Genomic DNA, 26,737 nt, shown 5'->3' on the forward strand with positions numbered 1-26,737 from the left:
CCTGACTGAGCCGTCATATGAGCACCGACATCCCTACTTCTATAAAAGAGCACTTCTATATCAGCAAAGCGGCGCGAAACCGCTACCGTCTCGACGATCCCGCGCTGCTGCGATTGCCTCAAGACCGGCAAGAAGCGATGAAGCAATCCGAGCGGCAGACCGAAGCGATCAACCACCAGCTGAGCCTTGTTGAAGGCGACAAGGCTAAAAAGCTGCTGCCCGCGCAGTTTCACGGCATGAAGCTGCTGCATGAACTGCAACACCATGTGATCGACAAGGTCTCTGGCCTGCACAATCAGGCATTGGCGGTGCTCGACAGGGAGGCCTCGAACTGGAACTCGGTCGAGTATCTCGGCAAGTTCGTCGAACGCTTTCCGACCGGGGATATCTACCGCTCGAAAACCGCTCCCGAGACCTGGCTGAAAAGCGCGGCGAACCGCGCCAACGCTCTTGAGGAAGCCTATCTGGTCTGGCTGAACAACCGCAATCCGGCGCTCAAGCAGTTCGCTGCGCTGATTTCCGACCGTGAGCTGCACGATGACCGGGCCTATCCGCAGCTCGTCAAAGCTATGCAGCACGCCGTGCAGAGCGTGGGGCCGGTCGGCGACCGCGAGGAGGATCTGGAGGAGCTGCTCACTCGCCCGTTCCGGCACGCGCCCGACTCGCTGCTCGATCAGCTCCGCTTCATCAAACTGCACTGGAGCGATCTGTTGGCTGGCTCGCCTTGGCTGGAACTGCTTGACGAAACAATCGTGCTGATCGAGGATGAAGACCGCTATCTGTTCTTCGAAAACCTCTCGCACGAGAACGCCGTGCATGGCGGCATGTTCGGCGAACAGGAGGTGCATTCACCCTCCTACGACGACCTCGGCGACGCTCCGGCCCGCTACTCGCACGACTCTTCGTGGATGCCCGAAGTGGTGATGATCGCCAAGAGCACCTACGTCTGGCTCGACCAGCTCTCGCGCCAGTACGGACGGCACATCGCGCGGCTTCAGGATATTCCGGACGAGGAGCTCGACATGCTCGCCGACCGCGGCTTCACCGCCCTCTGGCTGATCGGCTTGTGGGAACGCAGCTATGCATCTCGCAAGATCAAGCAGCTTCAGGGCAATCCGGAAGCCAAGGCCTCGGCTTATGCGCTCGAAAGCTACGAGATCGCACACGAGCTTGGCGGCTACGACGGCTACGTCAACCTCCGGAACCGCGCCATGCAGCGCGGCATCCGGCTGGCCAGCGACATGGTGCCGAACCACACCGGCATCGACTCGGAGCTGGTGCGCAACCGTCCCGACTGGTTCCTCTCGACCGGCCAGCCGCCTTATCCGAACTACACCTACAACGGCCCGAACCTGAGCGAGGACAGCCGCTACGGCATCCACATCGAGGATGGCTACTGGAACCGCTCCGACGCCGCGGTCACCTTCAAGCGAGTCGATCACATGACCGGCGACACGCGCTACATCTACCACGGCAACGACGGTACCACCATGCCGTGGAACGACACGGCGCAGCTCAACTTCCTCGATCCGGAGGTGCGCGAAGGGGTGATCCAGCAGATTCTGCACGTGGCCCGAATGTTCCCGGTGATCCGCTTCGACGCGGCGATGGTGCTGGCCAAAATGCACATCCAGCGCCTCTGGTTCCCGCTGCACGGCCACGCGCCGGGCATTCCGTCACGCGGTGCCTGGTCGATGAGCATGGCCGAATTCGAGGCCGCCATGCCGCAGGAGTTCTGGCGCGAAGTGGTTGACCGCGTCGCCCAGGAGGTGCCCGACACGCTGCTGCTCGCCGAAGCGTTCTGGATGCTCGAAGGCTACTTCGTGCGTACGCTCGGGATGCACCGTGTCTACAACAGCGCCTTCATGCACATGCTCAAAAAGGAGGACAACGCTGGCTACCGCGGACTGATCAAAAAGACGCTGGAGTTCGACGCGGAAATTCTGAAGCGCTACGTCAACTTCATGAACAACCCCGACGAAGACACGGCCATCGCGCAATTCGGACGGGGCGACAAGTATTTCGGCGTCTGCATGATGATGCTCACCATGCCGGGACTGCCGATGATAGGCCACGGACAGGTGGAAGGCTTTACCGAGAAGTACGGAATGGAGTACGCCAAGGCTTATTATGACGAGCGCCCCGATGAGGAGCTGGTCGGACGCCACTACCGCGAAATCTTCCCGGTCATGAAGCAGCGCTCGCTGTTCGCCGAGGTTGCGCACTTCCAGCTGTTCGACCTCTACGCGCCGGACGGACAGGTGAACGAAAACGTTTTCGCCTACTCAAACCAACACAACGGCAAGCACTCACTCTTCATTTACAACAACCGCTACGAAGCATCGGAGGGATGGATACGGATTTCTGCCGGACGGCTCGACAACGGCTCGATGCGCCAGACCTCGCTCGGCGACGCCCTCAGCCTGCCCGGAGAGCACCACAGTTTCGTCATCTTCCGCGACCAACGCAGCGGGCTGGAGTTCATCCGCTCCTGCGCGCTGGTGCGCGAACAGGGGCTGTTCGTCGCACTCGGCGGCTACCAGTACAATCTGTTCATGGAGTTCCGCGTTGTCCGACCATCGAAGCTCAAGCCGTACGACCAGGTCTGCGAGGAGCTGAACGGACGGGGCGTTGCGTCGATCGAAATCGAAGCGCTCTCCATAAGCCTCAGGCCGATACACCAGATCGTTGAAGCGGCGATCGAGGGCTTCATCGAAAAAGCGGATGCGAAATCTGCCAAACCCGAAAAGCTCGCCGCAGCGTTCGGCAAGGCATGCCAAACGCTGCTCGATGCCGTGGCGGAACGCTTTGCGGAGATCATGGAAAAACAGTTGACGCCGCCCAACGACATCGCCGAAAAAGCTGCGGAGAGCTACCTCAGCGCTCTCGGCTACGAATCGCTGCTCGAAAAAGCGGAGAATATCAAGCGCGTGCAAGTGTCGCTCGGACTCGACGAAAAAACGGACAAAGCGTTCTGCTCGCTGGCAAAACCCCTGATCGCCCTCAACTGCATTCAGGAGATGGTACGCGACAACGGGCTGCTCGAAAAGCAGGTCATCGACCAGTGGTTGCTCGGTAACACACTGGAAAAGGTCTTCGCTGGCAAGTCCGGCGACTGGCCGGTCAACAGCTCCGAAGCGGTCGATCTCATCTCCTGCCTGCTTGCCCGACGAACAGCACCCGGCAGCGATGAAACTCCGGATGAACAGCTCATGGCTTCGATCAGAACCCTGCACGAATCGGGCGACAAACACTTCAAAGCGTTCATGCAGGTGCAGTACCTGCACGGCAAAGAGTGGTTCCGCGAGCGCCAGCTCAGCCTGCTCGCCTCATGGATTATGGTGCAGGAACTGATTTGGAGAAGTGAGAATATCAAAAAAGCCAAACAAGTTGCGTCAGAGGAAGCAAGCGTGCTGACCGCCTGGCTCGACGCCATCGACAAGCTCGAAATGGCCGCCTTCGTCAGCGGCTACGAACTCGGCTCGCTACTGAAAAAAGGCAATTGATCTTTGTCTTCTTATCCTATAGGTCGTATAAGACCTATAGGACTTATACGACCTATAAATCTTCCCCAAAAAGAAAAAGCCCGGAAATTCCGGGCTTTTTCATGGCACTGTAAAACAGACTTCTTACTTGAGCATCGAGTACTCTGCGTAGACCCTGTAGGTGTTGATCAGCAGGAAGGCAAGCACCAGAATACCAAAGATGGTGAAGATCGGGCTTTTCTTCTCCTGCGAAGCCTGACGGTCGATGAAAGGCACCAACAGCCACACAACGCCACCGATGGTGAACAGAATGATGGCCATAAGTTCACCGCCCTCGAACTTGAAGTCTTTGAGCAGCTGGAACTGAGCCCAGAAGTACCACTCCGGCTTGATGCCAAGCGGAGCTGAAGCAAGCGGATCAGCCTTCACGCCGATCTCCCAGGGGAACATCACGGCCAGATAGATGAGCAGTGCGAAACCGATCAGCCAGCCGATACCGTCCTTGGCAAGGAAGGTCGGGAAGAACTTCTCGTAGCCTTTGATGAGACCAGCCTCTTTGTAGCCGATCGGAGCTGAGGTGCCGAGAATCTGCACCATCGTCAGGTGAGCGGCAAGCACCAGCATCACCAGACCGGGAAGCAGCACGACGTGCAGCGAGAACATGCGGGTAAGGGTCTCGCCGCTGACCTCGGGGCCACCGCGGAGAATCTCGACCATGAACGCACCGCCCGGAGCCACTTTCGGAACTTCGGTACCGACCTGGGTAGCAAAGAAGGCCAGCTCGTTCCACGGCAGCAGGTAGCCGGTGAAACCAAAGCCGAGGCTGAGGACAAGCAGAATGAAGCCGCTCACCCACATGAGCTCACGCGGCTTGCGGTAGGACTTCATGAAGAAGGTGCTGAACATGTGGATGAACAGCATGAGAATCATCAGGTTGGCGCTCCAGGCATGCACCTGGCGAAGCAGCCAGCCGAAAGGAACTTCACCCTGAATGAACAGGAACGAAGCAAACGCATCGGCTTCGGTCGGCTTGTAGTACTGAAGCAAAAGCAGACCGGTGATGATCTGGATAATAAAGAAGAACAGACCGAGACCACCGAAATAGTACCAGAAAGAGAGGCGATGCTTCGGCACCTCTTTTTTCTTCAGGTAATCGAGGATCGGCATGATGACGTAGAAACGCTCCTGGAACCATGCGCCAAGAGCGCTGGTTTTCGAATCCTTGAACGGGTTGGGATCCGGACGGTCTACCGGGGGTTTGTACACGCCCGACGAGGGTGCAGCAGCGGCGGCCTTCGGAGCTCCAGCTTTCGGAGCTGCGCCCGGCGCAGCAGCCTTTGCCGCGGGTTTAGCCGCTCCAGGGGCTGCCGGTTTCGGCTTGGCAGGTGCATTACCTGCGGCCGGCTTGGGTGTATTTTCAGCCATATGTTTTGACTCCCTTGATTTTCAGGTATTGATGCTTAAGCCTTTGAGATGATGATGTCGCCACCCTCGATCCTTGCGCTATACTGCTTGAGCGGCAGAGGCTGGGGGCCGGAAATGATTTCGCCATTTCTGGTGTACTTTGCACCGTGGCAGGGGCAGAAGTACTGATTGTCGGCATCAACCCAGTTAACCAGGCAGCCGAGGTGGGTGCAGACTGCGCTGGTAGCAGTAAGGGTGCCTCCACTGTTAACCACGATCACCTTGTCTTCGTTGAACTGGAAGATCTTGCCCTTGCCGGCAGGCACTTCCGATGCCTTACCCACATTCAGCTCGTTGACGATCTTGATTTTCTTGGCCGGCGGAATGATGTACTTGACGATCGGATAGATGGTACTGACCGCCACGATAGCGCCGACACCACCCACAACCTTGTGCAGAAAGCCCCTGCGCTCGAAATCGACTCCCTTGAGTCCATCCTCGCGAGGTTTACCGCCGGTAACCGCTCCGGCTGCAGAGAGTTCGGCTCCCTGACCCAGCGAAGTCATTCTTGCCGGGCTTTTGAAATTACCAGTTTGCGCCATTATGAACTATCTCCTTTTAATGACTTGAGTTGTATAAATCAAGAAGGCATCCGCCGCCTGAACGCGTCTCATAGAGAAGTCACCGGAACCTTAATTTTTTCCGTAAAATGGCCGTTCCGGGAACTATTACAGTATGTACAGACTGATTTATAATTTAAAATTTTTTCCTGGTAAACCAATCGATTTGGTGCTTGAAAAAATTGTAGAGGGTGTACATCACCGACCTCTGTCCATCTCGCCAGACACGGCTTGCCGTAAAAAACCGCATCACTCCTGACTTCAGGGCTTCCGGATTCAAAAACTCGGAGATACCTCGCACATCTTCCAACCGATCATCTCCGATTGCCATGGAGAAACGGGAACCATACCGGAGATAAAACGGGCCGGTATCGAGCACCTCATGATGCCGGATATCCACACTGACAGTCCCATCCTCAAGCCGAAGGCTGCTGGCGTGAACCGGCGCAAAAAGCCCTCTCCGAAAATCGTTCTCACGAACGCGCACCGAATCGAACACTGACTGCTCTCCACTCTCGTGATCAAGAAGCATCATGACTGCTTGAGGAGAGGAGGCTCGGCCGCGCAGAAATACCACGTAGTAAATCAGATCGTATCGATCCGAAAAAAAACGCCCCCAATACCAGCGATCGATCGATTCGTACATCGGAACCGTGCCGAGATTGTGGTCGTGGTATCCCCGTCCACGAAAGTGCAAAACCTGCCGTTCATCCGAGGAAAGCGATGTAATGTCGAGCACGCCGAGCACCTCGGCTTTCGGTACGCTCAGCACCCAATGGTGTCGAAAATCGACACTCTCATGCAAAGCGTTGTCGAGATGATAGTCGAAACGGTGAAGCGGCCGGAAGGTAAATGAAGCGTGAACCGAGCGGTCTCGCGCCGGAAATGAAAAGTCTATACTGAGGCGGTATTCATTACGGAGAGGGTCATAGACAAAGCGGTTGCCTTCGAACCGCACGCCAATTCCGCCATCTTCGGAAGCAAACAGTTCACGCCCACCCTCTTTAATGAAATTGATGACCTCGCGACCGTTCCGGTAAAGCTGGAAACTGAATCCAGCATAATCGACCGGATTGGGTTGGTCGCTGCGGCGGCGGGCCTTCCACTCTTCGTAATGGCCGAGGTAGTAGGGAGAAAAAGCAAAACCGGCAAACCAGATAAAGACTACGGAGATTCCCTGAGCTTCATCTTCAGCATCGAAATACCACCATTCATAGGAACCTGGCTCTTCGAGCCGGTGCCATGCTTCCTGAAGGGAATCAGTTGTGATATTCATGCCGGAAAGTTGTAATAGTCGAGCGGTCTGGGATGAGCGGAAAAGTAGACCAGAACAACCCGCCAGGCAACTGGCTTGCGTTACGGTTTGATACTCTCAAGTGATAAAAACCGGGAAAAGAAGAGGACTCTGTCGTTCCGGGGAGGCTTCGCAGCAGGAAGCCAGGGAACTGGTGGACAGAGAGGGAATCGAACCCCCGACACAAGGATTTTCAGTCCTTTGCTCTACCAACTGAGCTATCTGTCCAATTGAGGTGAGGAGAATATAGTGATTCGTCCTGTAATACCAAACAAAAAATTGTTCATTTCGTTTGCGGGCCGCGCCGTGCAGCCCGCAAACGGAACACTCAGGCCTCGGGGATGCTGATACGCTCGATGCCGCGGGCGATCCTGCGCAGCACCGTCTCCTTGCCGAGCACTTCGAGCATGTGGTACAGACTCGGACCGAAGCTGACTCCCGATACGACAAGACGAAGCGGATGGATAATAACAGCAGGCTTCAGCCCCTTCGGAGCCACGAAAGCCTTAAGCTCGGCCTCGATATTTTCAGCCGTGAAGTCGTCGTTGGCTTCGAGCAGCTTGCTGAATTCGCCGAGCAGCTCGGGCATGTCAGGACGCCAGCGTTTTGCAACAGCATCCTCTTCGTAGCTTTCCGGCTCGAAGAAGAAGTAGCTGCTAAAGGTCACGAACTCATGCTCGAAGTTGACGCGCTCCCGCATCAGGTCGACCACTTTGGCCAAATAGTCATCAGAGGTAATCCACTCAACGGACATTTCAGGTGAGCGCTGCGCGAGTGCTTCGTTCAGCACAGGCTTGATGCCTTCGACGATCACGTCAACCGGACGCGTTTTGATGTACTGCTTTTCAAGCCAGGAGAGCTTGTCAACGTTGAACACCGCGCCAGCCTTACCGACACGTTCGAGCGAGAATTTCTCGATCAGCTCGTCCATGCTGAAGACCTCCTGCTCACTGCCCTCGCCCTCGTTCCAGCCAAGCAGCGCAACGAAATTGACAATCGCTTCGCTGCTGTAGCCTTTGCGGACATAATCCTCGACGGCCACGTCGCCCTGGCGCTTGCTGAGTTTGGAGCGGTCGGGGTTGAGCAGAAGTGGCAGGTGCGCGAACTTCGGTGGTTCCCAGCCGAAGAATTCGTAGAGCAGCAGATGCTTCGGCATAGACGGCAGCCACTCCTCACCACGGATGATATGGGTAAACTCCATCAGGTGGTCGTCGATCACGCTGGCAAAGTGGTAGGTCGGAAAGCCGTCAGACTTCATCAGTACCTGATCATCGATGGTTGCCGAATCGAACTCGATCGGCCCGCGAATCACATCCTCGAACCAGACCGACACATAGTCGGGCACCTTCATCCTCACCACGTAAGGCACCCCCTCATCGAGCTTCTTTTTGATCTCTGATTGAGGCATACTGCCGCCCATATCCTCGGGCAGCCATTTGCGATTGTATTTGGGCTGGAGGCCCTGCTTGAGCTGAAGTTGACGATTTTCCTCAAGCTCTTCCGAAGTCGAAAAGCAGTAGTAGGCGTTTTTGTCGTCAAGCAGTTGCTGGCAGTACTTCTTGTAAATATCAAGACGCTGCGACTGGACGTAAGGCCCGTAATTGCCGCCATGCATCGGGCTTTCGTCGGCGATAATGCCCGCCCACTCAAGCGTGCTGATAAGATTTTTTTCCGCATCCTCGACCTTGCGGCTCTGGTCGGTATCCTCGATCCTGATGACAAACTCCCCATTCATTCGTTTGGCGAACAGATAGTTGTACAGCGCGGTGCGAAGACCGCCGACATGAAGATAACCCGTAGGAGATGGAGCGAATCGCGTTCTAACCCTTTGACCGGCCATAGCAAGAAAGATCAGTTTAAAGATTGCGGCAAACAATTCCATTGGATGCGCCTTGTGAAAAAACCGAAACTATAAGAGAACGGTCTGGCGCCCCGTCAAAAGCAATGAATTTAAAAAAAACTCGCTGCATTTGGTAACGGCAACTCGAAAAGATCAACCCTGCGCGCCCACCGCCCTTGTCGCCAGCTGTAAAAAGAAATAAGAACAGAAAATAACGTCTCTGGAGGCGAACATGATAAACTTTTTGGTTTCCCCGATGGTTTTACTTTTAATTACTTATAAAGCCGTAACTTATCTTGCATCATCCGAACAACCTGCCGATGCGGCCGAACAAAAAAAACGATAAGGCTTCAAAAGAACGGCCCGACAACCGTTTCATGCCGCCGGACAAGAGCCGGGACACTGACGAACGCTTTGCTGTAAAAGAGGGCGGTGAAGGCGGATTCCCGAAGTTCATCCTTTTGCTGATGCTGGCGCTGCTGGGCATTTTTGTGTTCCAACGCTTTTTCTCGCAGGATGTCGCCCCGGAAGTCACGTACAATGAGTACCGTACGCTCCTGCAGGAACAGGCGCTGCTGGAAGCTACAGTCAAAACCGGCCCCGACCGCTCCGCCCTGCTGACCGGCAAGCTCAAGACGAAACGCACTCTCCATCTGATCAATAACACGACCATCAGTGCCGACCGGTTCATGGTTCGCATTCCTGAATTTGACCGCTCGCAGGCTGATAGCCTCAGTGACAGCGGCGTGCAGGTCAAAATCGTCCAGAGCACCGACGAGTTTTCCAATCTGCTCTTGCTCTTTTTGCCGTGGGTGCTGTTCGGTGTGATTTACTTTGTCATTTTCAGGCGCATGTCGGCGCAGAATGGCGCGTCGAAAAACATCTTCAGCTTCGGCAAGAGCCGCGCCAAGCTCATCAGCGAGTTCGATGTCAAGGTGACCTTCAAGGATGTGGCCGGGGTAAACGAAGCGGTCGAAGAGCTACAGGAGACCGTCGAGTTTCTGATGAATCCCGAGAAGTTCGAGAAAATAGGCGGCAAGATACCGAAAGGCGTGCTGCTGCTCGGCCCTCCCGGAACCGGCAAAACGTTGCTTGCCAAGGCGATCGCCGGAGAAGCCAAGGTCCCGTTTTTCTCGATTTCGGGCGCTGATTTCGTGGAGATGTTCGTCGGCGTCGGCGCGGCCCGTGTGCGCGATCTGTTCGAGACCGCCAAAAAGAATTCGCCCTGCATCGTCTTCATCGATGAGATCGACGCGGTTGGCAGAAGCCGCGGCGCTGGCCTCGGCGGCGGGCACGACGAGCGCGAGCAGACGCTGAACCAGTTGCTGGTCGAGATGGACGGCTTCACCGCCAGGGACAACGTGATCCTGATTGCTGCGACCAACCGCCCGGATGTGCTCGACAGTGCGCTGTTGCGACCCGGCAGGTTCGACCGGCAGATCACCATCGACAAGCCCGACATTCGCGGACGCAAAGCAATTCTGGAAATTCACACAAGGAAAACGCCGCTCGACAGTTCGGTCGATCTGGAGACGATTGCCAAGAGCACCCCGGGTTTCTCGGGAGCCGATCTGGCCAATCTGGTCAATGAAGCGGCCTTGCTCGCATCGCGATACAACCAGACCGAAATCACCGCCGACAATTTCGAAGAGGCGCGCGACAAGGTTTTGATGGGCCCCGAACGCCGGAGCATGTACATCTCCGAGGAGCAGAAAAAGCTGACCGCCTATCATGAGGCGGGCCATGTGATCGTCTCGAAATTCACCAGCGGTTCGGATCCGATCCACAAAGTGACCATCATACCGCGCGGCCGAAGCCTCGGCCAGACCGCCTACCTCCCGCTTGAAGACCGCTTCACGCAGAACAAGGAGTACCTGATGGCGATGATCACCTATGCACTCGGCGGACGTGCAGCAGAGGAGCTGGTGTTCAACGAAATCAGTAACGGTGCGGCCAACGATATTGAAAAGGCGACCGAAATCGCCAGAAAGATGGTGCGCAACTGGGGCATGAGTGACAAGCTCGGCCCGATCAATTACGGAAACGGCCACAAAGAGGTCTTTCTCGGCAAAGACTACTCCCACGTCAGGGAGTACAGCGAACAGACCGCGCTTCAGATCGATGAGGAGGTTCACCAGATCATTACCGGCTGCATGGATAATGCCCGTGACATTCTGACAAGGCACCGTCCGATTCTGAACAAGATGGCTGAATTGCTGATAGAGAAAGAGTCGCTGGACGCATCGGAAATCGATGCCATCATCGATGCCGGAGCTCCGGCCTGAACGGCCCAGCCGGAAACATCAACAACGTTTTAACACCGGATTCACCATGCAACTGATCATGCTGTTCATCATTGGCCTCGCTGCCGGATTGCTCTCGGGCATGTTCGGCGTTGGGGGCGGCGTGATCATTGTACCGGCACTGGTGTTCTTTTTCGGTATGAACCAGCAGGCAGCGAACGGCACCTCGCTCATCGCGCTGCTCTTGCCGGTCGGGCTGCTCGGCGTTCTGGAATATTACCGGTCAGGCAACATTGCGATGCAGAACATCTGGTTCGGCCTGACCATTGCATTCGGCCTCTTTGCCGGAGCCTTTTTCGGAGCACATTTGGCCATCGAGGTCTCAAGCGAGTTACTGCGGCGGATGTTCGCTGTTTTTCTTGTCTTCGTAGCCATCCGCCTTTGGCTTTAATCTGTACAGTACCTGCAATCTATAACCAAAGCATACACTACCATGGGACAGACTACCACCAAAGCCGACCTGGTGAACGTGATCGCCCAGCGGACAGGTCTGACAAAGCATGAAACGGAATCGGTCGTCGATTGCCTGTTCGAAAGCATCATCGACTCACTCAAAGCTGGCAAACGAATCGAAATCCGGGGGTTCGGATCGTTTAACATCCGCTACAAGAACCTGCGGCAGGCCCGAAACCCCAGAACCGGTGAAAAAGTCACCGTAGGGCCGAAGAACGTTCCGACCTTCAAAATCTCCAAAGAGTTCAAACACGCCGTAAGCGAGAGCCTGAAAGCCGAGTAGAAAGCTGTCTTGCTGCCGTCAGACAGAAGTACAATCCGGTCATTCCGTTGTGTTGTGCAGAATGACCGGTCAGGTGAAAAGAATTGGCTACCGGTTGAACAGGAAAAACCAGATGCCTGCAAACACCGGCAGGAGAACCGGAACCGAGTAGCGGAAGATATAGTCCACAAAAGAGGGGACGTCGGCTTCGGCCTGCTCGGCGATATTTTTCACCATGAAGTTCGGCGCATTACCGATGTAGGTCAGCGCACCGAAAAAGACCGATGCAATCGAAATGGCCATCAGGTAAACCGTTGACGAAACATCACCCGGCACCAGTGAGTCCATGCCGTATGCAAATCGAGCCACATCTGCCGTCACACCGGAATCGAGTCCGAACTTGCCAAGAGATCCGGCCAGAAAATTGAGGTACGTCGGCGCGTTATCGAGTACGCCTGACAGAATGCCGGTTGCCCAGTAGAAGCGCGAAACACTGAATCCGGCAGCGTGCTCCTGCGCGTAGGAGCCGATCAGCTGAAGTGCCGGAATCATGGTTGCGAAAATACCGATAAACAGGAACCCCACCTCCTTGATTGGCTCGAAGTTGAATTCATTGCCCGCAAGCGCCTCTTTATCCGAAGTTTTATAAGCCACCACAGCGATAACGGCCATAATCAGCTCCCGGATGCCGAAAGGCAGGCCGAACAGCTCCTGAAGGCTCGGGAAACCGTGAATCACGGCAGGGTCGAGAAAAACCGAACCGATCAGCAGCACGAGATAGATGAAATTCTTCGAACCACGCAGCTCGATCAGGCGACCTCCCGAGGGCGAAGCTTCAGCTGAGGGTTCCCCCTTTTTGCCGGACACGAAATCAAGCGCCATCAGAATCACGCAAAGCGCTACCACTGTGACAAGCCAGGGCAGCCAGACATGGCTGAGCACCCAGAAAAAGGGCACCCCTCGAAGAAAGCCGAGAAAGAGCGGAGGATCGCCGATAGGCGTAAGCCCACCTCCGATATTGCTGACGATAAAGATGAAAAAGACGACGTGAAACGCCTTGAGCCGCCCCTCGTTGATTCTCAGGTAGGGGCGAATCAGCAACATCGACGCCCCGGTCGTGCCAACCATATTGGCCAGAATCGCACCGAAAAACAGCAACGCGCCGTTCACAAGCGGTGAACCCCGGCGTCCGATCTTTATCAGAATACCACCCGCGACCACAAACAGGGCGGAAATAAGTGAGATAAAGGAGAGGTACTCTTCGAGGGTGTTAACGAGCAGATGGGGACCATGCGCCATACGAAATCCGTACCAGAGCGCCACAACGCTGCCCAGTGCAATGGAAATCCGCTTGTAGTTATGCTCCCAGAATCTGGAGTAGAACAGCGGACCGGTAGCGATCATCAGCAACAGCAAGACGAACGGCACGGCCAGCCAGACCGGCGGCAGTGAGGCGTGTCCGCCTCCACCAGCCGCCGTGCTGCACAAAGCAACAGCTGGATCGATTGTCAGGAAACTCACAAGCAGCGCAACAACTGCCGCGCCGCGCCCAGTCAGGCCGGGTCGATCCTTCATAGCTGCGTTTTAATAGGGCGTTTCGTTAATCCCCTTCGAATTCAGTCAACGAGAAGATATTGTAGCCTTTGTCGCGGATTTTCTTTTCACCACCAACGTCGGGCAGATTGACGATGAAGCCCATGCTGGCGACCACGCCGCCCAGCTTCTCAACCAGCGCAGCAGCAGCCAGAGCCGTTCCGCCCGTAGCCAGGAGGTCATCGACCAGCAGCACGCGCTGCCCCTTCACCAGAGAGTCGGTATGCATTTCGATTTTGTCGCTGCCGTACTCGAGATCGTATTCGAGCTGCACCACGTCAGCCGGCAGCTTACCCGGCTTCCTGACCGGAACAAACCCCTTGCCAAGCGTATAGGAAAGCGCGCCACCAATAATGAACCCCCTGGCCTCGATACCTACGATCACATCGAAATCGATACCGTTGGACAGATAGTGCTGGGTCATATTGTCAATAACGAGACGAAAACCAACCGGATCCTTGATCAGGGTGGTGATGTCACGGAACATGATTCCTTTCTTCGGATAATCGGGAACGGTACGAATCCTGGATTTGATGGGCATAGCGATAGAGGTTTGTCGGAATTGTTAAATACTGCCAAAACAAAGGATTCCTGACACTCTGAATCACAAAAAAAGCGGCCAGGAAACGAAAAATTTAAAATACGAGTCTGCCCTGTAAAAGCAAACCCTCACCCACTCCCTCAATGACAACCTCACGCTCAACACCTTTCATCGACTCACCACCTGCGGCGTCATCGATCGCGACCTGCACCCGGAGGTAGTTCTCGCTGTAGCCGCTCCAGAGCATCTTTCCATCTGCATCGGCACCCCCCTCTTCGAACAACACTCTGACTTGACGACCGATGAACGAGCTGGCGAATCGCCGTTCAAGCTGCTGACCGAGTTGCGCAAGGCGTGTTGCCCTGCGAGAAGCCTCTGCGCTGACGACACGACTTACCCGCTTCTCGGCAATCTCCCGGGAAAGCCTGGTGCCCGGACGTACCGAACAACTGAAAACATGTAGATATGCGACAGGCAGCTCCTCGATGAAACGATACATCGTCTCAAAATCCTGCTCGCTCTCGCCGGGATACCCGACCATCACATCCGCGCCGATAGCGCACCCCCGGATCGAGGAGACGGCACGCAACAGGCGCTCACGATACAGCGCTGTATCGTACTGCCGCCCCATCGCCTTGAGCACCTTGTCCGAGCCACTCTGCAACGGCAGATGAAAATGGGGCATAATTTTGGTCGAACCTGCAACCAGCTCAATAAGCTCATCATCGAGAAACTGCGGCTCGATCGAACTGATGCGGATTCGGCTCACATCAAGCTCTTCCAGATGCCGGAGCAGATCGGTAAATCCATGCTGCCCGTCGTGATAATCGGCAATATTAATGCCGGTCAGAACGATTTCCCGATAGCCCGCCTCGGCGATAGCAGCAGCCCGCTCCATCACCGTAGCCAGCGGTACGGAACGGGAACGCCCCCTGGCCAGAGGAATCGCACAATACGCACATCCGAAACTGCAACCATCCTGAATCTTCAGAAAAGCTCTGGTTCTGCCCTTCTCCGGCTGACGAATCAGCGAACTGGCTACATGAGCTGCGGATGAGGCCTCGACAGGAGAAACCCTGACCCGAACGTTGCGCTCTTTTCGGTCCGGTTCCTCCAGATAATGCGAACGATCAAACTTTTCGGCCATACCCAACACCAGCGATACCCCATCGATTTGCGCAATGTGCTCCGGGGCAAGTTGCGCATAACATCCGGCCACTACCACTTTTGCATTCGGATGCTTTTTGATTGCTTTCCGAATCTGCTGCCTTGATTTCCGTTCCGCTTCACCGGTAACCGCACAGGTATGAATAAGAATGATATCAGCACCATCGCGAATGTCGTGAAATTGCCAACCCTCGGCAACCAGCATATCAACGATCGATGCTGTTTCAGCATAATTGACTTTGCAACCAAGAGTTACAGCAGCAACGCTTTTCTGTTTCACAGAGCTTGAGTTATTCATCTATGCAATGGAATGTTTCATGAAACAAAATGAAAATAGAACCCGAGGAGTAAAATTTACGGTATATTGAAACCTATATTTCTTGCTTTCAAAACAAAGCGTCAGAAAAAACAGAACAAGACGAATTAGCATACCTCCAGATTACACCAAACACACAAAATGATTTCACGAGATAAATATTTCTTTTTTCGATTGCAATATTAAACACAACGACAGTATATTTAAAACGTGCTCAGATAATACCAAAAACCTGATGACTCGAAAAAACAGCAAACAGAAAACATTAGTACCATGAAAACAGAATCACCAGACAAGTTTGATCTTTACATTGCGAATGTCGATGAATTCAAGGCGCTGAACAGGGAAAAAAACGAACTCAAAGAAAAAATTGCTGAGATGAGGCGTCAGTTCGAAGAAACAATTCAGCCCTTCGAAGACGAACTGAATACGATCATCAAAAAGCTCGAAAACAACCTCTCGAAAATAGAAGGTACGGCTGCTCCGAAAACCACCGGAACCGCCAAATTCGGGCGCGGAAAACTCGGCATTGCAATCAAAAACCTCCTTCAGGCAAATCCGGACAAGGCATTCAAGCCTCGTGAAATCGCTGCCGCATTGCAGACCAAAGGCACCGCAGTCAGCCTCTGGTTCAACAAGTATGGCAGCCAGGATCCTGAAATCGAGCGTATTCCCGTAGGCGAAGGCGGCAAACGCTTCCTTTATCAGATCAAACGCTGATCTTCCCGTTCAAGGCGCGAGAACAGAACTCCTCCTTACCTATCCAGAAACAAGGCCGTCAATGAAAAAGACGGCCTTGTTTCGTTATAGTAAGCCCCTGCATAACGATTCAATAACCGATATTCCTCCGGTTTTTTGCGAAATTCATAGCGATACCAACCATCATCATATTCGCAACAAGAGAGGATCCTCCATAGGAAATAAACGGCAAAGGTACGCCAATAACCGGCATAACCCCTATCGTCATGCCGATGTTAATCACCACATGAGTCATCAGCAATGAAGCATAGCCGACAAGCATCAGTTCGACAAACCGGTTTTTGATTGCTTTCACCATCCAGACCATGCGCAAAACAAGGGTCAGAAAAAACAGAAGAAGCAATGTCGAGCCAACAAGCCCCAGCTCTTCGGCAACAACACAAAAAATGAAATCAGTCCACTGGGCAGGTATGTACCGAAGCTGAGTCTGCGTGCCCTGAAGAAACCCTTTGCCGAACAATCCGCCGGAAGCGATCGCTATCTTTGCCTGAAGTGCATTATAGCCTGCGCCCTGCGGATCAGCAGACGGGTCGAGAAAAATCTGTATCCTCTTGATCTGATGTGGCTTGAGAATCATACTCGTAAACTTCCAGGTCAACAAGCCGCTCAACATACCCCCGCCGACAACGATCAACTGATGAAAAGAGAAACGCTTTCCAACCACGATCAACAACAGTATGGAAACGGCGGCAAGTATAAAAAGAATGGTCAGGTTGAAAAAACCGGATAGCATCAGCGCAACCGGGACAACAGCCACCACGATATAATAGAGGTTAAACCCGGCAAGCACAATCATCGGAATAATAAACGAAAGGCAGGTCAGCGCCGTGCCGGTATCGGGCTGAAGCAACACCAGTCCGGCAGGCACAAGCGCGATAGCAAGCACTTTCGCCAAATCAGACTTATTGCTGATATCGGTCTGGTCATCGGAAAGAAACCTCGCCATGGCGATGATGGTTATCATCTTGGTCAACTCGGAGGGCTGGAAGCTGAACATACCGAACCGCACCCAACTGGTCGCTCCGGCAACCTTTCGCCCGAAAACCAGCACGGCAACCAACAGAATGATTCCGAGAGCGTAAATCAGGTAGGCATTGTCTTTGATGATACGGTAATCGATATACGAGAAGGCCGCAACAACGGCATAGCCGGCAATAGCCCACGTCAACTGCCGATAAAAAAGGGTGACCGATTCGGCCGTTCCGTTCGTAGCGCTGAAAACAGCCATCAGACCCATGATGACCAGGCCGGTCATGGGAAGCAACAGCCACAATTGATCGAGATTGTTATTCTTTTCCATCAGGTATCGATGAAGAGGAGGTAAATCATGGTTATCTTGGGAATATAAATTCTTCCCCGCCGGAACAACCATCAGGAAAGTTTCGGCAAAAAAATATCACAGAACGGGAGCAACATCAGTGCAGCCACCACCATTCTCCTGCGGCCATGCAACGTTCGTCGGCGCACCGAATGCCGGAAAATCGACCCTGCTGAATCGCCTGCTGGATCACAAGCTATCGATTGTCACCCCAAAACCGCAAACTACAAGAAAAAAAATCACCGGAATCTACCACGACGACCGGAGCCAGATCATCATTCTCGACACGCCCGGCATCATGGACCCGAAGCAAAGCCTGCACGAATCGATGCTGGAAATCACCCGGCGGTCACTGCGTGACACGGATGTCATCGTGGCCCTTATCCCCTTACAGAAAGGAGAGGAGCCATTCGACAGAGCGTTTGCCGACGAGCTGATCGAGCAATGGGTGCGTCCGGCGGACAAACCCTTCGTGATCGCCTTGAACAAGGCCGATCTTGTTCCAGAAGAGACCGTCCACCAAGTGCAGAACGAAATCATGGAGCGCTACCACCCCATAGCCGTCCCGGCTTTGTCAGCGCTCACCGGCAGCAACATACAGGAGCTGATCGACCTGCTCAGGCCGCTACTCCCGCTTGACGAGCCGATCTGGCCGGACGACATCCTGAGCACCGAACCCGAACGGTTCTTTGTCGGCGAAATCATCCGCGAAAAAATCTTTCTGCAGTTCGGCCGTGAAATCCCCTACTCGACCGAAGTGGTTATCGACGAGTTCAAAGAGCAACATGAAAACGACCCGAGTAAAAAGGATCTGATCCGCTGCTCCATTATCGTCGAACGCAACAGCCAGAAGCAGATCATCATCGGTCAGAAAGGTGCGGCCATCAAAAAACTCGGCCAGGCGGCCCGCAAAGAGATCGAAGAGCTGCTCGACCGTCCCGTCTTCCTTGAGATCTTTGTCAAGATCCGTCCCGACTGGCGAAAGAAAAAGAACCTGCTCAAAAGCTACGGCTACTGAAACAAAGTAGCGGAGAACGAAGAGATAACACCCTTTTTTGCTATAAACGGAAAAACCCCTTCACAAAAGGAAGGGGTTTTTCCAGCTATGGCTGTAACAAACGTAGGGAAAATCAGCGGCCTTTCGGCTGCGGCTCCAGCTCGGCGCTGGCAGCGTCGATCTCTTTCTTTTCGTTCGGATGCGCCTGGAGATAAGCCTCGATCTCCTCTTTGCTCTTGTCTTTGAAATACTCAAGAGCCGAGAGAATGATGCGCTTGTTCTCCTTGTCGAATTCAATGACGCGGAGCGGCAGTTCATCGCCAACCTTGAAGGAGGAGTGAATGTCTTTCACGCCGCCCTGCAAGAGGTGCGACACCGGCACGAAGCCATCGACTTCGCCGGGGAGAAGCACGATAACGCCCTTCTCGATGATCTGCGAAATAGCACCGGTGCATTCAGCGCCGACGGCATACTTCTGCTCGAACTCACCCCACGGATCGTTGTTGATCTGCTTGTGGCCGAGAGCGATGCGACGTGCGTTGACGTCGAATTTGAGCACCTTGACCTCAAGCTCCTGGCCCTTCTTGACCAGCTCGCTGGGGTGGCGGATCTTCTTGGTCCACGACAGGTCGGAGATGTGCACCAGACCGTCGACACCGGGCTCCAGCTCAACGAACACACCGAAATCAGTGATGTTGCTGACCGTACCCTTGTGCAGCGAACCCTCGATATATTTTTCGGACAGAGCGATCCACGGATCTTCCATGACGCGCTTCATCGAGAGCGACAGCTTGGTGTGCTCCTTGTCGATGTTGAGGATCACGACCTCGACATCCTGATTGAGCGACACGAACTGGCTCGGGTGCTTGATATGCTGCGTCCAGCTCATCTCGGAAATGTGAACCAGACCCTCGATGCCCTTCTCGATCTCGACAAAAGCGCCGTAATCGGTGATGGAAACAACGCGGCCCGTTGCCTTGATGCCAACCGGATATTTGATTTCGATGTTTTCCCACGGATGGGCTTCGAGCTGCTTCATGCCGAGAGAGACACGCTTGGTGTTCTCGTCGAAGCCAACGACCACAACCTTGATCGGCTGGTCGAGCTCGACCACCTCGGAAGGATGGTTGATCCTGCCCCAGGTGATGTCGGTGATGTGAACAAGACCGTCCAGACCGCCGAGATCGACGAAGATACCGAAGTCGGTAATGTTCTTGACGGTGCCTTCGAGAACCATGCCGACCTTGATGTTGGCAAGCATCTCCTCACGCTTGGCCGCATACTCCTCTTCGAGGATGACCTTGTGGCTGACGACGATGTTCTGGGTGACCGGGTTGATCTTGACGACCCTGAAGTCCATGGTCTTGCCGACCAGGGCATCGAAGTCGCGAACCGGCTTGACGTCAATCTGCGAACCGGGCAAGAAGGCCTCGACACCCGACAGAGAGACCGTCATGCCGCCCTTGACGCGGTTGATGATCTTGCCGTTGATGATGGTATCGTTCTCGATTGAATCGTAAATCTTGTCCCAGATGCGAAGCACATCGGCTTTCCTTTTGGAAAGGATAAGCTGACCCATCTTGTCTTCGAGGTTTTCGAGGTACACTTCAACCTCGTCACCTTCCTTGATTTCGTCCTCATCACGGAACTCGAGAAGCGAAACGATGCCTTCAGACTTGAAGCCAACGTCGATGGTGACATCTTTGTTGGAAATCGAAACGATTCTACCTTTGACGATTTCCTCTTCACTGATCTCCGAAAGGGTGCTCGTGTAGAGCGACTCCATCTGCTCAAGCTCGGCTGGTTCGTAGTGAGCGAAGATCTTGACTTTTTTTCTGCCCGGCACTTTCGGCTTCGGCGTTTCCAGCGTTGTTGTTTCTGACATTAATGTTTTCCTTCCTCTCTGATGATTTGCCGTCAGCCGCGAGAGATTTCGGCTGCCGGTTTTTATGGTTATGAGTTATGACACGAAAGAACACTGTTCACATTCAAAGGCAACAGGCCATCACAGGCTCTGCTGCTCCACAATTTTATTGACCAGATCGTACACGACGTTGACCTGTTCGTCGATGGTCATGTTCGAAGTATCGAGCAGAACCGCATCGGGATGACGTTTGAGCGGCGCGTGGGTGCGCTGCTCATCATCGCGATCGCGCTGCTTGATCTCTTCTTCAAGCTCATCGACAGAGGGAACTGCCGCGCCGCCAGCCTTGAGCAGAAGCTCGGCATGACGCCGTTTGGCGCGCTCCGCCGGATCGGCGATAAGAAAAATTTTCAGCTCAGCGTCGGGGAAAATGACGGTGCCAATGTCGCGTCCGTCCATGACGATGCCGCGTTTCCGGCCCATCTCCTGCTGAAGCTCGCGGAGTTTGTCACGAACCGGCTTGAGAGAGCTGATGAAACTGACCTCACGGCTGACCCGGTTCTCCCTGATCGCTTCGGAGACATCCTCGCCGTCAAGCAAAACCCGTTCGCCCTGGAAGCCGATCGTGATCGTCCGGAGCAGTTCGGCAATGCGAGTCTCATCTTTCCGAATCTCGTCGAGCAACCCCTCGCGAATCACCTTGAGGGTGACCGAGCGGTACATGGCTCCGGTATCGATGTAGGTGTATCCGAGCCTTCCCGCAAGAATTTTGGCGGTCGTGCTTTTACCGGATGCTGCCGGGCCGTCTATGGCGACGATGATCGGTTTCTTTTCGATAGGACTTCTCCTCATTCAACACATTTTGACTGAGCCTGTAATTGTAAAAAATTTATTTGCTTTTTCCAAACAGATTGATTACATGTTAAAACCGTCATTAACTGCGGTTCCTTTCGTTATTCGTCAATCAACACGCTCCGCCCATGTCACTTCGCTGCGGCATTGTCGGTCTGCCCAATGTCGGCAAATCGACGCTGTTCAATGCCATTACGGCCAAACAGGCCGAAGCCGCCAACTACCCATTCTGCACCATCGAACCCAACGTCGGCACCGTGCTGGTACCCGACAAGCGCCTCGGTGAACTGGCCAGCGTCGTCAAGACGCCGGTGATCGTTCCGGCGGTGCTCGAAATCGTCGATATTGCCGGTCTGGTCAAGGGGGCCAGCAAGGGCGAAGGACTCGGCAACCAGTTCCTGTCGCACATCCGCGAAGTCGATGCGATCATCCACGTGGTGCGCTGTTTCGAGGATTCGGACATCGTGCACGTCGAAGGCAAAATCGATCCGGTGGACGACATCGCCACCATCGAAACCGAGCTGATGCTGGCCGATCTGGACAGCATGGAGAAACGCATGGACAAGCTGCGCAAGAACGCCCGCAAGGAGAAAGAGCTGCTGCCGCTGGTCGATCTGGCTGAAAAGATCATCGCCGGACTCGGCGACGGCGTTCCGGTGCGCCGCATCACAGAGACTGACGAGGAGCGCGAGCAGGCCCGCCAGTTTTTCCTTTTGACCTCCAAGCCGATTCTCTATGCGGCAAACGTCGCCGAAAACGACCTGCCGGAGGGCAACGACTATTCAGCGAAGGTGGCCGAAATCGCGGCAGCCAACGGCGCGAACATGCTGGTCATCAGCGCAAAGGCGGAAGCCGACATAGCCGAGCTTCCCGAAGAGGAGCGCCCGGAGTTCCTCGAAAGCCTCGGCCTTGAGATGTCGGGCCTCGACCGCCTCATCCGCGAAGCCTACGACCTGCTTGGCCTGCACAACTACTTCACGGCGGGCGTCAAGGAGGTTCACGCATGGACGATCCGCAAGGGCGCTGCTGCTCCGGAAGCTGCCGCAGCCATCCACACTGATTTCGAGAAGGGCTTCATCAGGGCGGAAGTGATCGCGTACGATGACCTGATTTCTCTCGGCTCTGAGCAGAAGGCAAAAGAGGCCGGCAAAATGCGCTCCGAAGGCAAGGAGTATATCGTGAAAGACGGGGACGTCATCGTCTTCAGGTTCAACGTGTAAGCAGCCATGTCGCAGCACAAGCTCTCATCCTGCAGCCCGATCGGCATTTTCGACTCGGGCATCGGCGGCCTGACCGTGCTCAAGGCCGTGCAGGCTGCGCTGCCTTCCGAGCGGCTGCTCTATTTCGGCGACACGGCGCGCGTACCGTATGGCACAAAGTCGCAGGTGACGATCCGCAAGTACGCCCGCGAGGACACCGAGCTCTTGATGAAACACCAGCCGAAGCTCATCATCGTGGCCTGCAACACCGTCTCGGCGCTGGCGCTCGATGTGGTCGAACAGACCGCTGGCGACATTCTGGTCATCGGCGTGCTGAAGGCTGGGGCGGAGCTTGCCGCGCACCGGACGAAATCGGGGCGCATCGGCGTCATCGGTACCCAGGCCACCATCGGCTCGAACGCTTACTCCTGCGCCATCCGCGAGGAGAACGACGCGCTTGAAGTCACTCCGAAAGCTTGTCCTCTGTTCGTGCCGCTCGCCGAAGAGGGCTTCATCGACCACCCCGCCACCCGGCTTGTCGCTGAAGAGTACCTCTCGGCTTTCACCGGCAAAGAGATCGACACGCTCGTGCTTGGCTGCACCCACTACCCGATTCTCCGCAAGGTCATCGAAAGCATCGCCGGGCCACAGATCACCATCATCGACTCCGCCGAAGCGGTCGCCAGCAAAGCAAAAGAGCTCCTCTCGAAGCACGGCCTGCTGAATCAAAGCTCCGCAACAACGCTGCCCCACCTCATGGTCAGCGACCTCCCCCAGAAATTCCGCGAGCTCTACCGCCTCTTCATGGGCACCGAACTCCCCGACGTCGAACTGGTCGGAATGTAGGGGCAATTGATAATGCATAATTGATAATTTTAGGGGGCAATCCCGACTTGTCGGAATGCCCTGTCCCGAAAATCCGCGATGCGCTGTTAATTCGTAGGGACAGTTCACGAACTGCCCCTACGAAATCCCACGACGCTCCAAAAATCCATCGTCCTTCAACTTCCCCTCTCCCATTATCAACTATCAATTGTCAATTATCAACTCCTCCCCACCTCATTATCTTTCCCATTTTAATTGTATCTTTTCCGGCAAAATCTGAACCTTGAAAGGCGACGGCCTTACCATTCCGGAGAAGTCCAGTGAAAATAAATCTTGACAGAACATCATCCGGCTTCTGCATCGGCGTGCAGGGCACGATTCATGTTGCCGAAGAGAAGCTCAACCAGTCGGGCGAGCTGTACTGCCTCGGCGATGTGGTGCACAACGAGGTGGAGGTCAAGCGGCTCGAAGCGCTCGGCATGGAGACCATCGACATTCCGGCGTTTGAAGAACTGCGCGACGCCGAGGTGCTGATCCGCGCCCACGGCGAACCGCCTTCGACCTACGAAACCGCACGCCGCAACAACCTCGCAATCACCGACACGACCTGCCCGGTGGTAGCGAAGTTGCAGAAAACCGCCAAAATGCTGCACCAGCTCGGCTATCAGGTCATCATCTACGGCAAAAAAATTCACCCGGAGGTGATCGGCATCAACGGCCAGTGCAACGACGAAGGCGTCGTCATCAAACACCCCGACCTGTCCGATGAGGCGGAAATCGCGCCGCTCGACCTGGGCCGCAAGACCGCGTTGATCTCCCAGACCACGATGGATGTACCCGGCTTTTACGAGCTGAAGAAAAACCTCGAAAAGCTTTTCGCCGAACACGGTCACCGCAATCCTGGCACGAAGAGCGGCGAGTGGATGGCCGTGCGCGACATCGATATCACCTCCGAAAAAACCGGCGGTCGCGCCATGCCGGAGCTTGTCTATAAGGACACCATCTGCCGGCAGGTTTCGAGCCGCAACGGTAAGCTGCGCGATTTCGCGCTCGCGAACGACTGCATCGTCTTTGCGGCGGGTCGCAAAAGCTCGAACGGACAGGTGCTCTACTCGATCTGCAAAGACGCCAATCCGCACAGCTACTTCATCGAGGATGTCGATGAAATCCAGCCGGAGTGGTTCGTCGGCGAAAACGGCAAGCCGGTCGAGAGCGTGGGCATCTGCGGCGCGACCTCGACCCCCATGTGGCTGCTCGAAAAGGTGGCCAACTACATCGGCAAAACCTTCGGCGATGACTCCGGCAACCCGGACGCATGAACGCAACCATGAAATGATACCGACCATGAAACCTGTCAACCTCATTATCGATGGCCGCAGCGTGCAGGCGGCTCCGGGACAGACCATCCTCGAAGCGGCTCGCGAAAACGGCATCCGCATCCCGACGCTCTGCTTCCACAAAGAGATCGAAGCGACCGGCTCGTGCTGGATCTGCATCGTGGAACTGAAAGGCAAGAACCGCTTCATCCCGTCGTGCAGCACGAAGGTAAGCGAAGGGATGGTGGTCGAAACGCGCAACGCCGAGCTTGACGCGATGCGCCGCCAGAGCCTCGAACGGCTGCTGGCCCAGCACTGCGGCGACTGTCTCGCGCCGTGCGAACTCGCCTGCCCGGCAGGTTGCGACATTCCCGGATTCGTCTCGGCCATCGCCAAAGGCAACGACCGCGAAGCGCTCGAAATCATTCGCCGCACGATCCCGCTGCCTGGCATTCTCGGGCGCGTCTGCCCCGCCCCGTGCGAAGAGGCGTGCCGCCGCCACGGCGTTGACGAGCCGGTCTCGATCTGCGCCCTCAAACGCTTCGCCGCCGACCAGGAGATGACGGAAGGCTCGGAACTGCCGGAGCGCGAACCGGCCTCCGGCAAGCGCGTGGCCATCGTCGGCGCGGGTCCAGCGGGCCTGACCGCCGCGTGGTTCCTGCTGCTCGGCGGGCATGAGGTGACGATTTTGGATGCGAACGAAAAAGCGGGTGGCATGATGCGCTACGGCATCCCGAAATTCCGCCTGCCCGAAGCGGTGATCGACGCCGATGTCGAGCCGCTCGTGAAGATGGGAGCGACCTTCCGCTTCTCGACCATGTTCGGCAAGGACGCTGGACTGGCCGGATTGCAGAAAGAGCATGACGCCGTACTGCTCACCATCGGCGCAAGCCAGGCCTCGAAGCTCGGCATTCCGGGCGAAGAGCTTGACGGCGTGCAGAGCGGCATCGATTTCCTCGCCGACGTTGCGGACGGAACCGCCACCGCGCCCGGCAAGTCGGTGATCGTCATCGGCGGCGGCAACACGGCCATCGACGCGGCACGCACCGCCCTGCGCCTCGGCGCGGAAGCGGTGACGATTCTCTACCGTCGCGGACGCGAGGAGATGCCCGCCAACCGTCTTGAAATCGAGGAAGCGATTGCCGAAGGAGTCGAGCTTCGCCTGCTCGCCGCGCCGGTCGCGATTGAAAAAGGAGCAGATGGACTCGTCGTCACGGCGGTCGAAATGCAACTCGGCGAGCCGGACGCAAGTGGCCGCCGCCGTCCGGTTCCGGTCGCGGGGTCGGAGTTCACGCTCCAGGCCGACACGGTCATCTCAGCCACCGGCCAGCAGGTTGACCTTCCGACAGAAGCCGCATCGGGCATCGGCACCGAGCGCAACGGCACGATCAAAGTCAATGGTGGATCGATGCTTACCGAAGCAGCGGGTGTCTTCGCGGCGGGCGACTGCGTCAGCGGCCCCGATCTGGCTATCGAAGCCGTCCGGCAGGGCCGACTGGCCGCAGAGGCGATCGACCGCTTCCTGAACGGCGGCGATCCGGCAGCGACAGGAACGGCAATGTTCAACTCAACCTACGGAGCGCGAGACAAGGCCCCGCACCAGTTCTACGACCGGGCGAGACCTGCGGCGCGTATTGCCGTGCCGGAGCTGGAGGCGGAGTCGAGACGCCGGAGCTTCGAGGAGGCGGTAACAGGATACGACCCGGAACAGGCGCGAGAGGAGGCCAAACGCTGCCTGCGCTGTCGCTGTCAGGCGGTTGACGATTGCCGCCTGCGCAATCTGGCCACGGCATTCGGCGTGACCACTCCGGTAGTCGAAGAGACCCACGAGTACTTCAGCATCGACAGGTCGGGCAACATACGGTTCGAGCGGGAAAAGTGCGTTGATTGCGGCGTCTGCATCCGCACGATGGAGTCGATTTCAGGAGACGTGGCAACCATTCAGGAAGAGCTGGTCGAGCACTGCCCGACCGGAGCCATCAGCGGGCGCGGACGCTCACGCTGACCTCACAGACTTTTGCAGCTTATTCACTCGCCGTTTTGCGGGCTTTCGTCTTGCTTGAACAGCCAGTCGAAAGCCCTCATTGCGCCTCCCCTCTGGTCAACAGCTTCTTTGACCGACTCCCCTGCCCGGCGAGCTTTTTCAGCAGGATCGCCACCATTCCAGCTTACCCAGGCAACATAAAGAATGCCAAGTGCAACCAGCACAAGCAAAACGCGCAACATCCGCTTGGCAAACCACAGCACAATCATCAGCGAAATGATTACTGCAATGCCGAGCACCACCGGATGAGCGGTCAGGTAATTGATAATGTCAATCATAGTTCAC

At 55.6% G+C, this 26,737-nt stretch carries 21 protein-coding genes and 1 tRNA gene; 10 read left to right on the forward strand and 12 right to left on the reverse strand.

The annotated features are described in order from the left end of the window. The first annotated feature begins 17 nt into the window (after positions 1–17). Positions 18–3,506 (forward strand): alpha-amylase family glycosyl hydrolase, encoded by a 3,489-nt coding sequence (locus CPAR_RS08770; protein WP_012502958.1) that lies wholly within the window; start codon positions 18–20, stop codon positions 3,504–3,506. Between the two features lie 123 nt (positions 3,507–3,629). On the opposite strand, the gene CPAR_RS08775 is transcribed toward CPAR_RS08770, so the two are convergent. From CPAR_RS08775 to gltX, 5 genes are all read right to left on the reverse strand, one after another. After that, entirely contained in the window at positions 3,630–4,910 is a 1,281-nt protein-coding gene (locus tag CPAR_RS08775) for a cytochrome b (protein ID WP_012502959.1), read from the reverse strand. A 35-nt stretch (positions 4,911–4,945) separates the two neighbouring features. Continuing rightward, positions 4,946–5,491: a QcrA and Rieske domain-containing protein gene (locus CPAR_RS08780; RefSeq protein WP_012502960.1), complete on the reverse strand. Its 546-nt coding sequence runs from the start codon at positions 5,489–5,491 to the stop codon at positions 4,946–4,948. A gap of 154 nt (positions 5,492–5,645) precedes the next feature. Then, on the reverse strand, positions 5,646–6,785 hold the full coding sequence (locus CPAR_RS08785) for a carotenoid 1,2-hydratase (protein WP_012502961.1): 1,140 nt from the start codon (positions 6,783–6,785) through the stop codon (positions 5,646–5,648). A 170-nt stretch (positions 6,786–6,955) separates the two neighbouring features. Further along, a tRNA-Phe gene (locus tag CPAR_RS08790) sits at positions 6,956–7,031 on the reverse strand. Between the two features lie 100 nt (positions 7,032–7,131). Continuing rightward, on the reverse strand, positions 7,132–8,643 hold the full coding sequence (gene gltX / locus CPAR_RS08795) for a glutamate--tRNA ligase (protein WP_041466348.1): 1,512 nt from the start codon (positions 8,641–8,643) through the stop codon (positions 7,132–7,134). A 320-nt stretch (positions 8,644–8,963) separates the two neighbouring features. On the opposite strand from gltX, the gene ftsH reads away from it, so the two are divergent. Genes ftsH through CPAR_RS08810 form a run of 3 tightly spaced genes read left to right on the forward strand, consistent with a single transcriptional unit; the run spans position 8,964 to position 11,682 of the window. Beyond that, positions 8,964–10,928, forward strand: a complete 1,965-nt coding sequence (ftsH, locus tag CPAR_RS08800; RefSeq protein WP_012502963.1) for an ATP-dependent zinc metalloprotease FtsH — start codon at positions 8,964–8,966, stop codon at positions 10,926–10,928. Next, a complete protein-coding gene (locus CPAR_RS08805) occupies positions 10,909–11,337 on the forward strand; it encodes a sulfite exporter TauE/SafE family protein (RefSeq protein WP_269478995.1) in 429 nt (142 codons plus the stop codon). Before ftsH ends, CPAR_RS08805 begins: the two co-directional genes overlap by 20 nt. A 42-nt stretch (positions 11,338–11,379) precedes the next feature. Beyond that, entirely contained in the window at positions 11,380–11,682 is a 303-nt protein-coding gene (locus CPAR_RS08810; protein WP_012502965.1) for an HU family DNA-binding protein, read from the forward strand. 87 nt (positions 11,683–11,769) lie between these two features. Here CPAR_RS08810 and CPAR_RS08815 read toward each other — a convergent pair whose 3' ends face one another. The 3 genes from CPAR_RS08815 to mtaB form a co-directional block, all read right to left on the reverse strand. After that, complete coding sequence (locus CPAR_RS08815; protein WP_012502966.1) at positions 11,770–13,236, reverse strand: sodium:proton antiporter; 1,467 nt, start codon at positions 13,234–13,236, stop codon at positions 11,770–11,772. Positions 13,237–13,261: 25 nt separating this feature from the next. Next, a complete protein-coding gene (locus CPAR_RS08820; protein ID WP_012502967.1) occupies positions 13,262–13,795 on the reverse strand; it encodes an adenine phosphoribosyltransferase in 534 nt (177 codons plus the stop codon). A gap of 94 nt (positions 13,796–13,889) precedes the next feature. Then, positions 13,890–15,242: a tRNA (N(6)-L-threonylcarbamoyladenosine(37)-C(2))-methylthiotransferase MtaB gene (gene mtaB, locus CPAR_RS08825; RefSeq protein WP_232203893.1), complete on the reverse strand. Its 1,353-nt coding sequence runs from the start codon at positions 15,240–15,242 to the stop codon at positions 13,890–13,892. A 309-nt stretch (positions 15,243–15,551) separates the two neighbouring features. Here mtaB and CPAR_RS08830 point away from each other — a divergent pair, with 309 nt between their 5' ends. Next, complete coding sequence (locus CPAR_RS08830) at positions 15,552–15,998, forward strand: hypothetical protein (protein ID WP_012502969.1); 447 nt, start codon at positions 15,552–15,554, stop codon at positions 15,996–15,998. 109 nt (positions 15,999–16,107) lie between these two features. Here CPAR_RS08830 and rodA read toward each other — a convergent pair whose 3' ends face one another. After that, positions 16,108–17,337, reverse strand: a complete 1,230-nt coding sequence (gene rodA / locus CPAR_RS08835) for a rod shape-determining protein RodA (RefSeq protein ID WP_012502970.1) — start codon at positions 17,335–17,337, stop codon at positions 16,108–16,110. A gap of 118 nt (positions 17,338–17,455) precedes the next feature. Between rodA and era the strand changes: the two genes are divergently transcribed. After that, complete coding sequence (era, locus tag CPAR_RS08840) at positions 17,456–18,373, forward strand: GTPase Era (protein ID WP_012502971.1); 918 nt, start codon at positions 17,456–17,458, stop codon at positions 18,371–18,373. A gap of 112 nt (positions 18,374–18,485) precedes the next feature. On the opposite strand, the gene rpsA is transcribed toward era, so the two are convergent. Together rpsA and cmk are read right to left on the reverse strand one after the other, a co-directional pair. Beyond that, a complete protein-coding gene (gene rpsA, locus CPAR_RS08845) occupies positions 18,486–20,237 on the reverse strand; it encodes a 30S ribosomal protein S1 (protein WP_012502972.1) in 1,752 nt (583 codons plus the stop codon). 120 nt (positions 20,238–20,357) lie between these two features. Further along, entirely contained in the window at positions 20,358–21,068 is a 711-nt protein-coding gene (gene cmk / locus CPAR_RS08850) for a (d)CMP kinase (protein WP_012502973.1), read from the reverse strand. 128 nt (positions 21,069–21,196) lie between these two features. Here cmk and ychF point away from each other — a divergent pair, with 128 nt between their 5' ends. The 4 genes from ychF (at position 21,197) to CPAR_RS08870 (ending at position 26,413) form a co-directional block, all read left to right on the forward strand. Then, the gene (gene ychF / locus CPAR_RS08855) at positions 21,197–22,288 is read left to right on the forward strand and encodes a redox-regulated ATPase YchF (protein WP_012502974.1); all 1,092 of its coding nucleotides are present in this window, start codon (positions 21,197–21,199) and stop codon (positions 22,286–22,288) included. A gap of 6 nt (positions 22,289–22,294) precedes the next feature. Then, positions 22,295–23,113, forward strand: a complete 819-nt coding sequence (murI, locus tag CPAR_RS08860) for a glutamate racemase (protein WP_012502975.1) — start codon at positions 22,295–22,297, stop codon at positions 23,111–23,113. A 299-nt stretch (positions 23,114–23,412) separates the two neighbouring features. Then, a complete protein-coding gene (locus CPAR_RS08865; protein WP_012502976.1) occupies positions 23,413–24,411 on the forward strand; it encodes a 4-hydroxy-3-methylbut-2-enyl diphosphate reductase in 999 nt (332 codons plus the stop codon). A 25-nt stretch (positions 24,412–24,436) separates the two neighbouring features. After that, complete coding sequence (locus tag CPAR_RS08870) at positions 24,437–26,413, forward strand: FAD-dependent oxidoreductase (RefSeq protein WP_041466350.1); 1,977 nt, start codon at positions 24,437–24,439, stop codon at positions 26,411–26,413. A 23-nt stretch (positions 26,414–26,436) separates the two neighbouring features. Here CPAR_RS08870 and CPAR_RS08875 read toward each other — a convergent pair whose 3' ends face one another. Continuing rightward, positions 26,437–26,730 carry a hypothetical protein gene (locus tag CPAR_RS08875; RefSeq protein WP_012502978.1) on the reverse strand — a complete coding sequence of 98 codons (294 nt, stop codon included), beginning with the start codon at positions 26,728–26,730 and terminating at the stop codon, positions 26,437–26,439. Between the last annotated feature and the right edge of the window lie 7 nt (positions 26,731–26,737).

The sequence above is a fragment of the Chlorobaculum parvum NCIB 8327 genome (assembly GCF_000020505.1).
GTDB lineage: Bacteria > Bacteroidota > Chlorobiia > Chlorobiales > Chlorobiaceae > Chlorobaculum > Chlorobaculum parvum_A.

Coding starts and splice junctions, on each gene's coding strand:
- CPAR_RS08820 (WP_012502967.1), bottom strand. CDS start 13,795: ATGCCCATCAAATCCAGGATTCGTACCGTTCCCGATTATCCGAAGAAA.
- CPAR_RS08870 (WP_041466350.1), top strand. CDS start 24,437: ATGAAACCTGTCAACCTCATTATCGATGGCCGCAGCGTGCAGGCGGCT.
- CPAR_RS08810 (WP_012502965.1), top strand. CDS start 11,380: ATGGGACAGACTACCACCAAAGCCGACCTGGTGAACGTGATCGCCCAG.
- CPAR_RS08830 (WP_012502969.1), top strand. CDS start 15,552: ATGAAAACAGAATCACCAGACAAGTTTGATCTTTACATTGCGAATGTC.
- ftsH (WP_012502963.1), top strand. CDS start 8,964: ATGCGGCCGAACAAAAAAAACGATAAGGCTTCAAAAGAACGGCCCGAC.
- CPAR_RS08785 (WP_012502961.1), bottom strand. CDS start 6,785: ATGAATATCACAACTGATTCCCTTCAGGAAGCATGGCACCGGCTCGAA.
- ychF (WP_012502974.1), top strand. CDS start 21,197: ATGTCACTTCGCTGCGGCATTGTCGGTCTGCCCAATGTCGGCAAATCG.
- CPAR_RS08775 (WP_012502959.1), bottom strand. CDS start 4,910: ATGGCTGAAAATACACCCAAGCCGGCCGCAGGTAATGCACCTGCCAAG.
- CPAR_RS08875 (WP_012502978.1), bottom strand. CDS start 26,730: ATGATTGACATTATCAATTACCTGACCGCTCATCCGGTGGTGCTCGGC.
- cmk (WP_012502973.1), bottom strand. CDS start 21,068: ATGAGGAGAAGTCCTATCGAAAAGAAACCGATCATCGTCGCCATAGAC.
- rpsA (WP_012502972.1), bottom strand. CDS start 20,237: ATGTCAGAAACAACAACGCTGGAAACGCCGAAGCCGAAAGTGCCGGGC.
- CPAR_RS08780 (WP_012502960.1), bottom strand. CDS start 5,491: ATGGCGCAAACTGGTAATTTCAAAAGCCCGGCAAGAATGACTTCGCTG.
- CPAR_RS08815 (WP_012502966.1), bottom strand. CDS start 13,236: ATGAAGGATCGACCCGGCCTGACTGGGCGCGGCGCGGCAGTTGTTGCG.
- rodA (WP_012502970.1), bottom strand. CDS start 17,337: ATGGAAAAGAATAACAATCTCGATCAATTGTGGCTGTTGCTTCCCATG.
- gltX (WP_041466348.1), bottom strand. CDS start 8,643: ATGGCCGGTCAAAGGGTTAGAACGCGATTCGCTCCATCTCCTACGGGT.
- CPAR_RS08805 (WP_269478995.1), top strand. CDS start 10,909: ATGCCGGAGCTCCGGCCTGAACGGCCCAGCCGGAAACATCAACAACGT.
- murI (WP_012502975.1), top strand. CDS start 22,295: ATGTCGCAGCACAAGCTCTCATCCTGCAGCCCGATCGGCATTTTCGAC.
- CPAR_RS08770 (WP_012502958.1), top strand. CDS start 18: ATGAGCACCGACATCCCTACTTCTATAAAAGAGCACTTCTATATCAGC.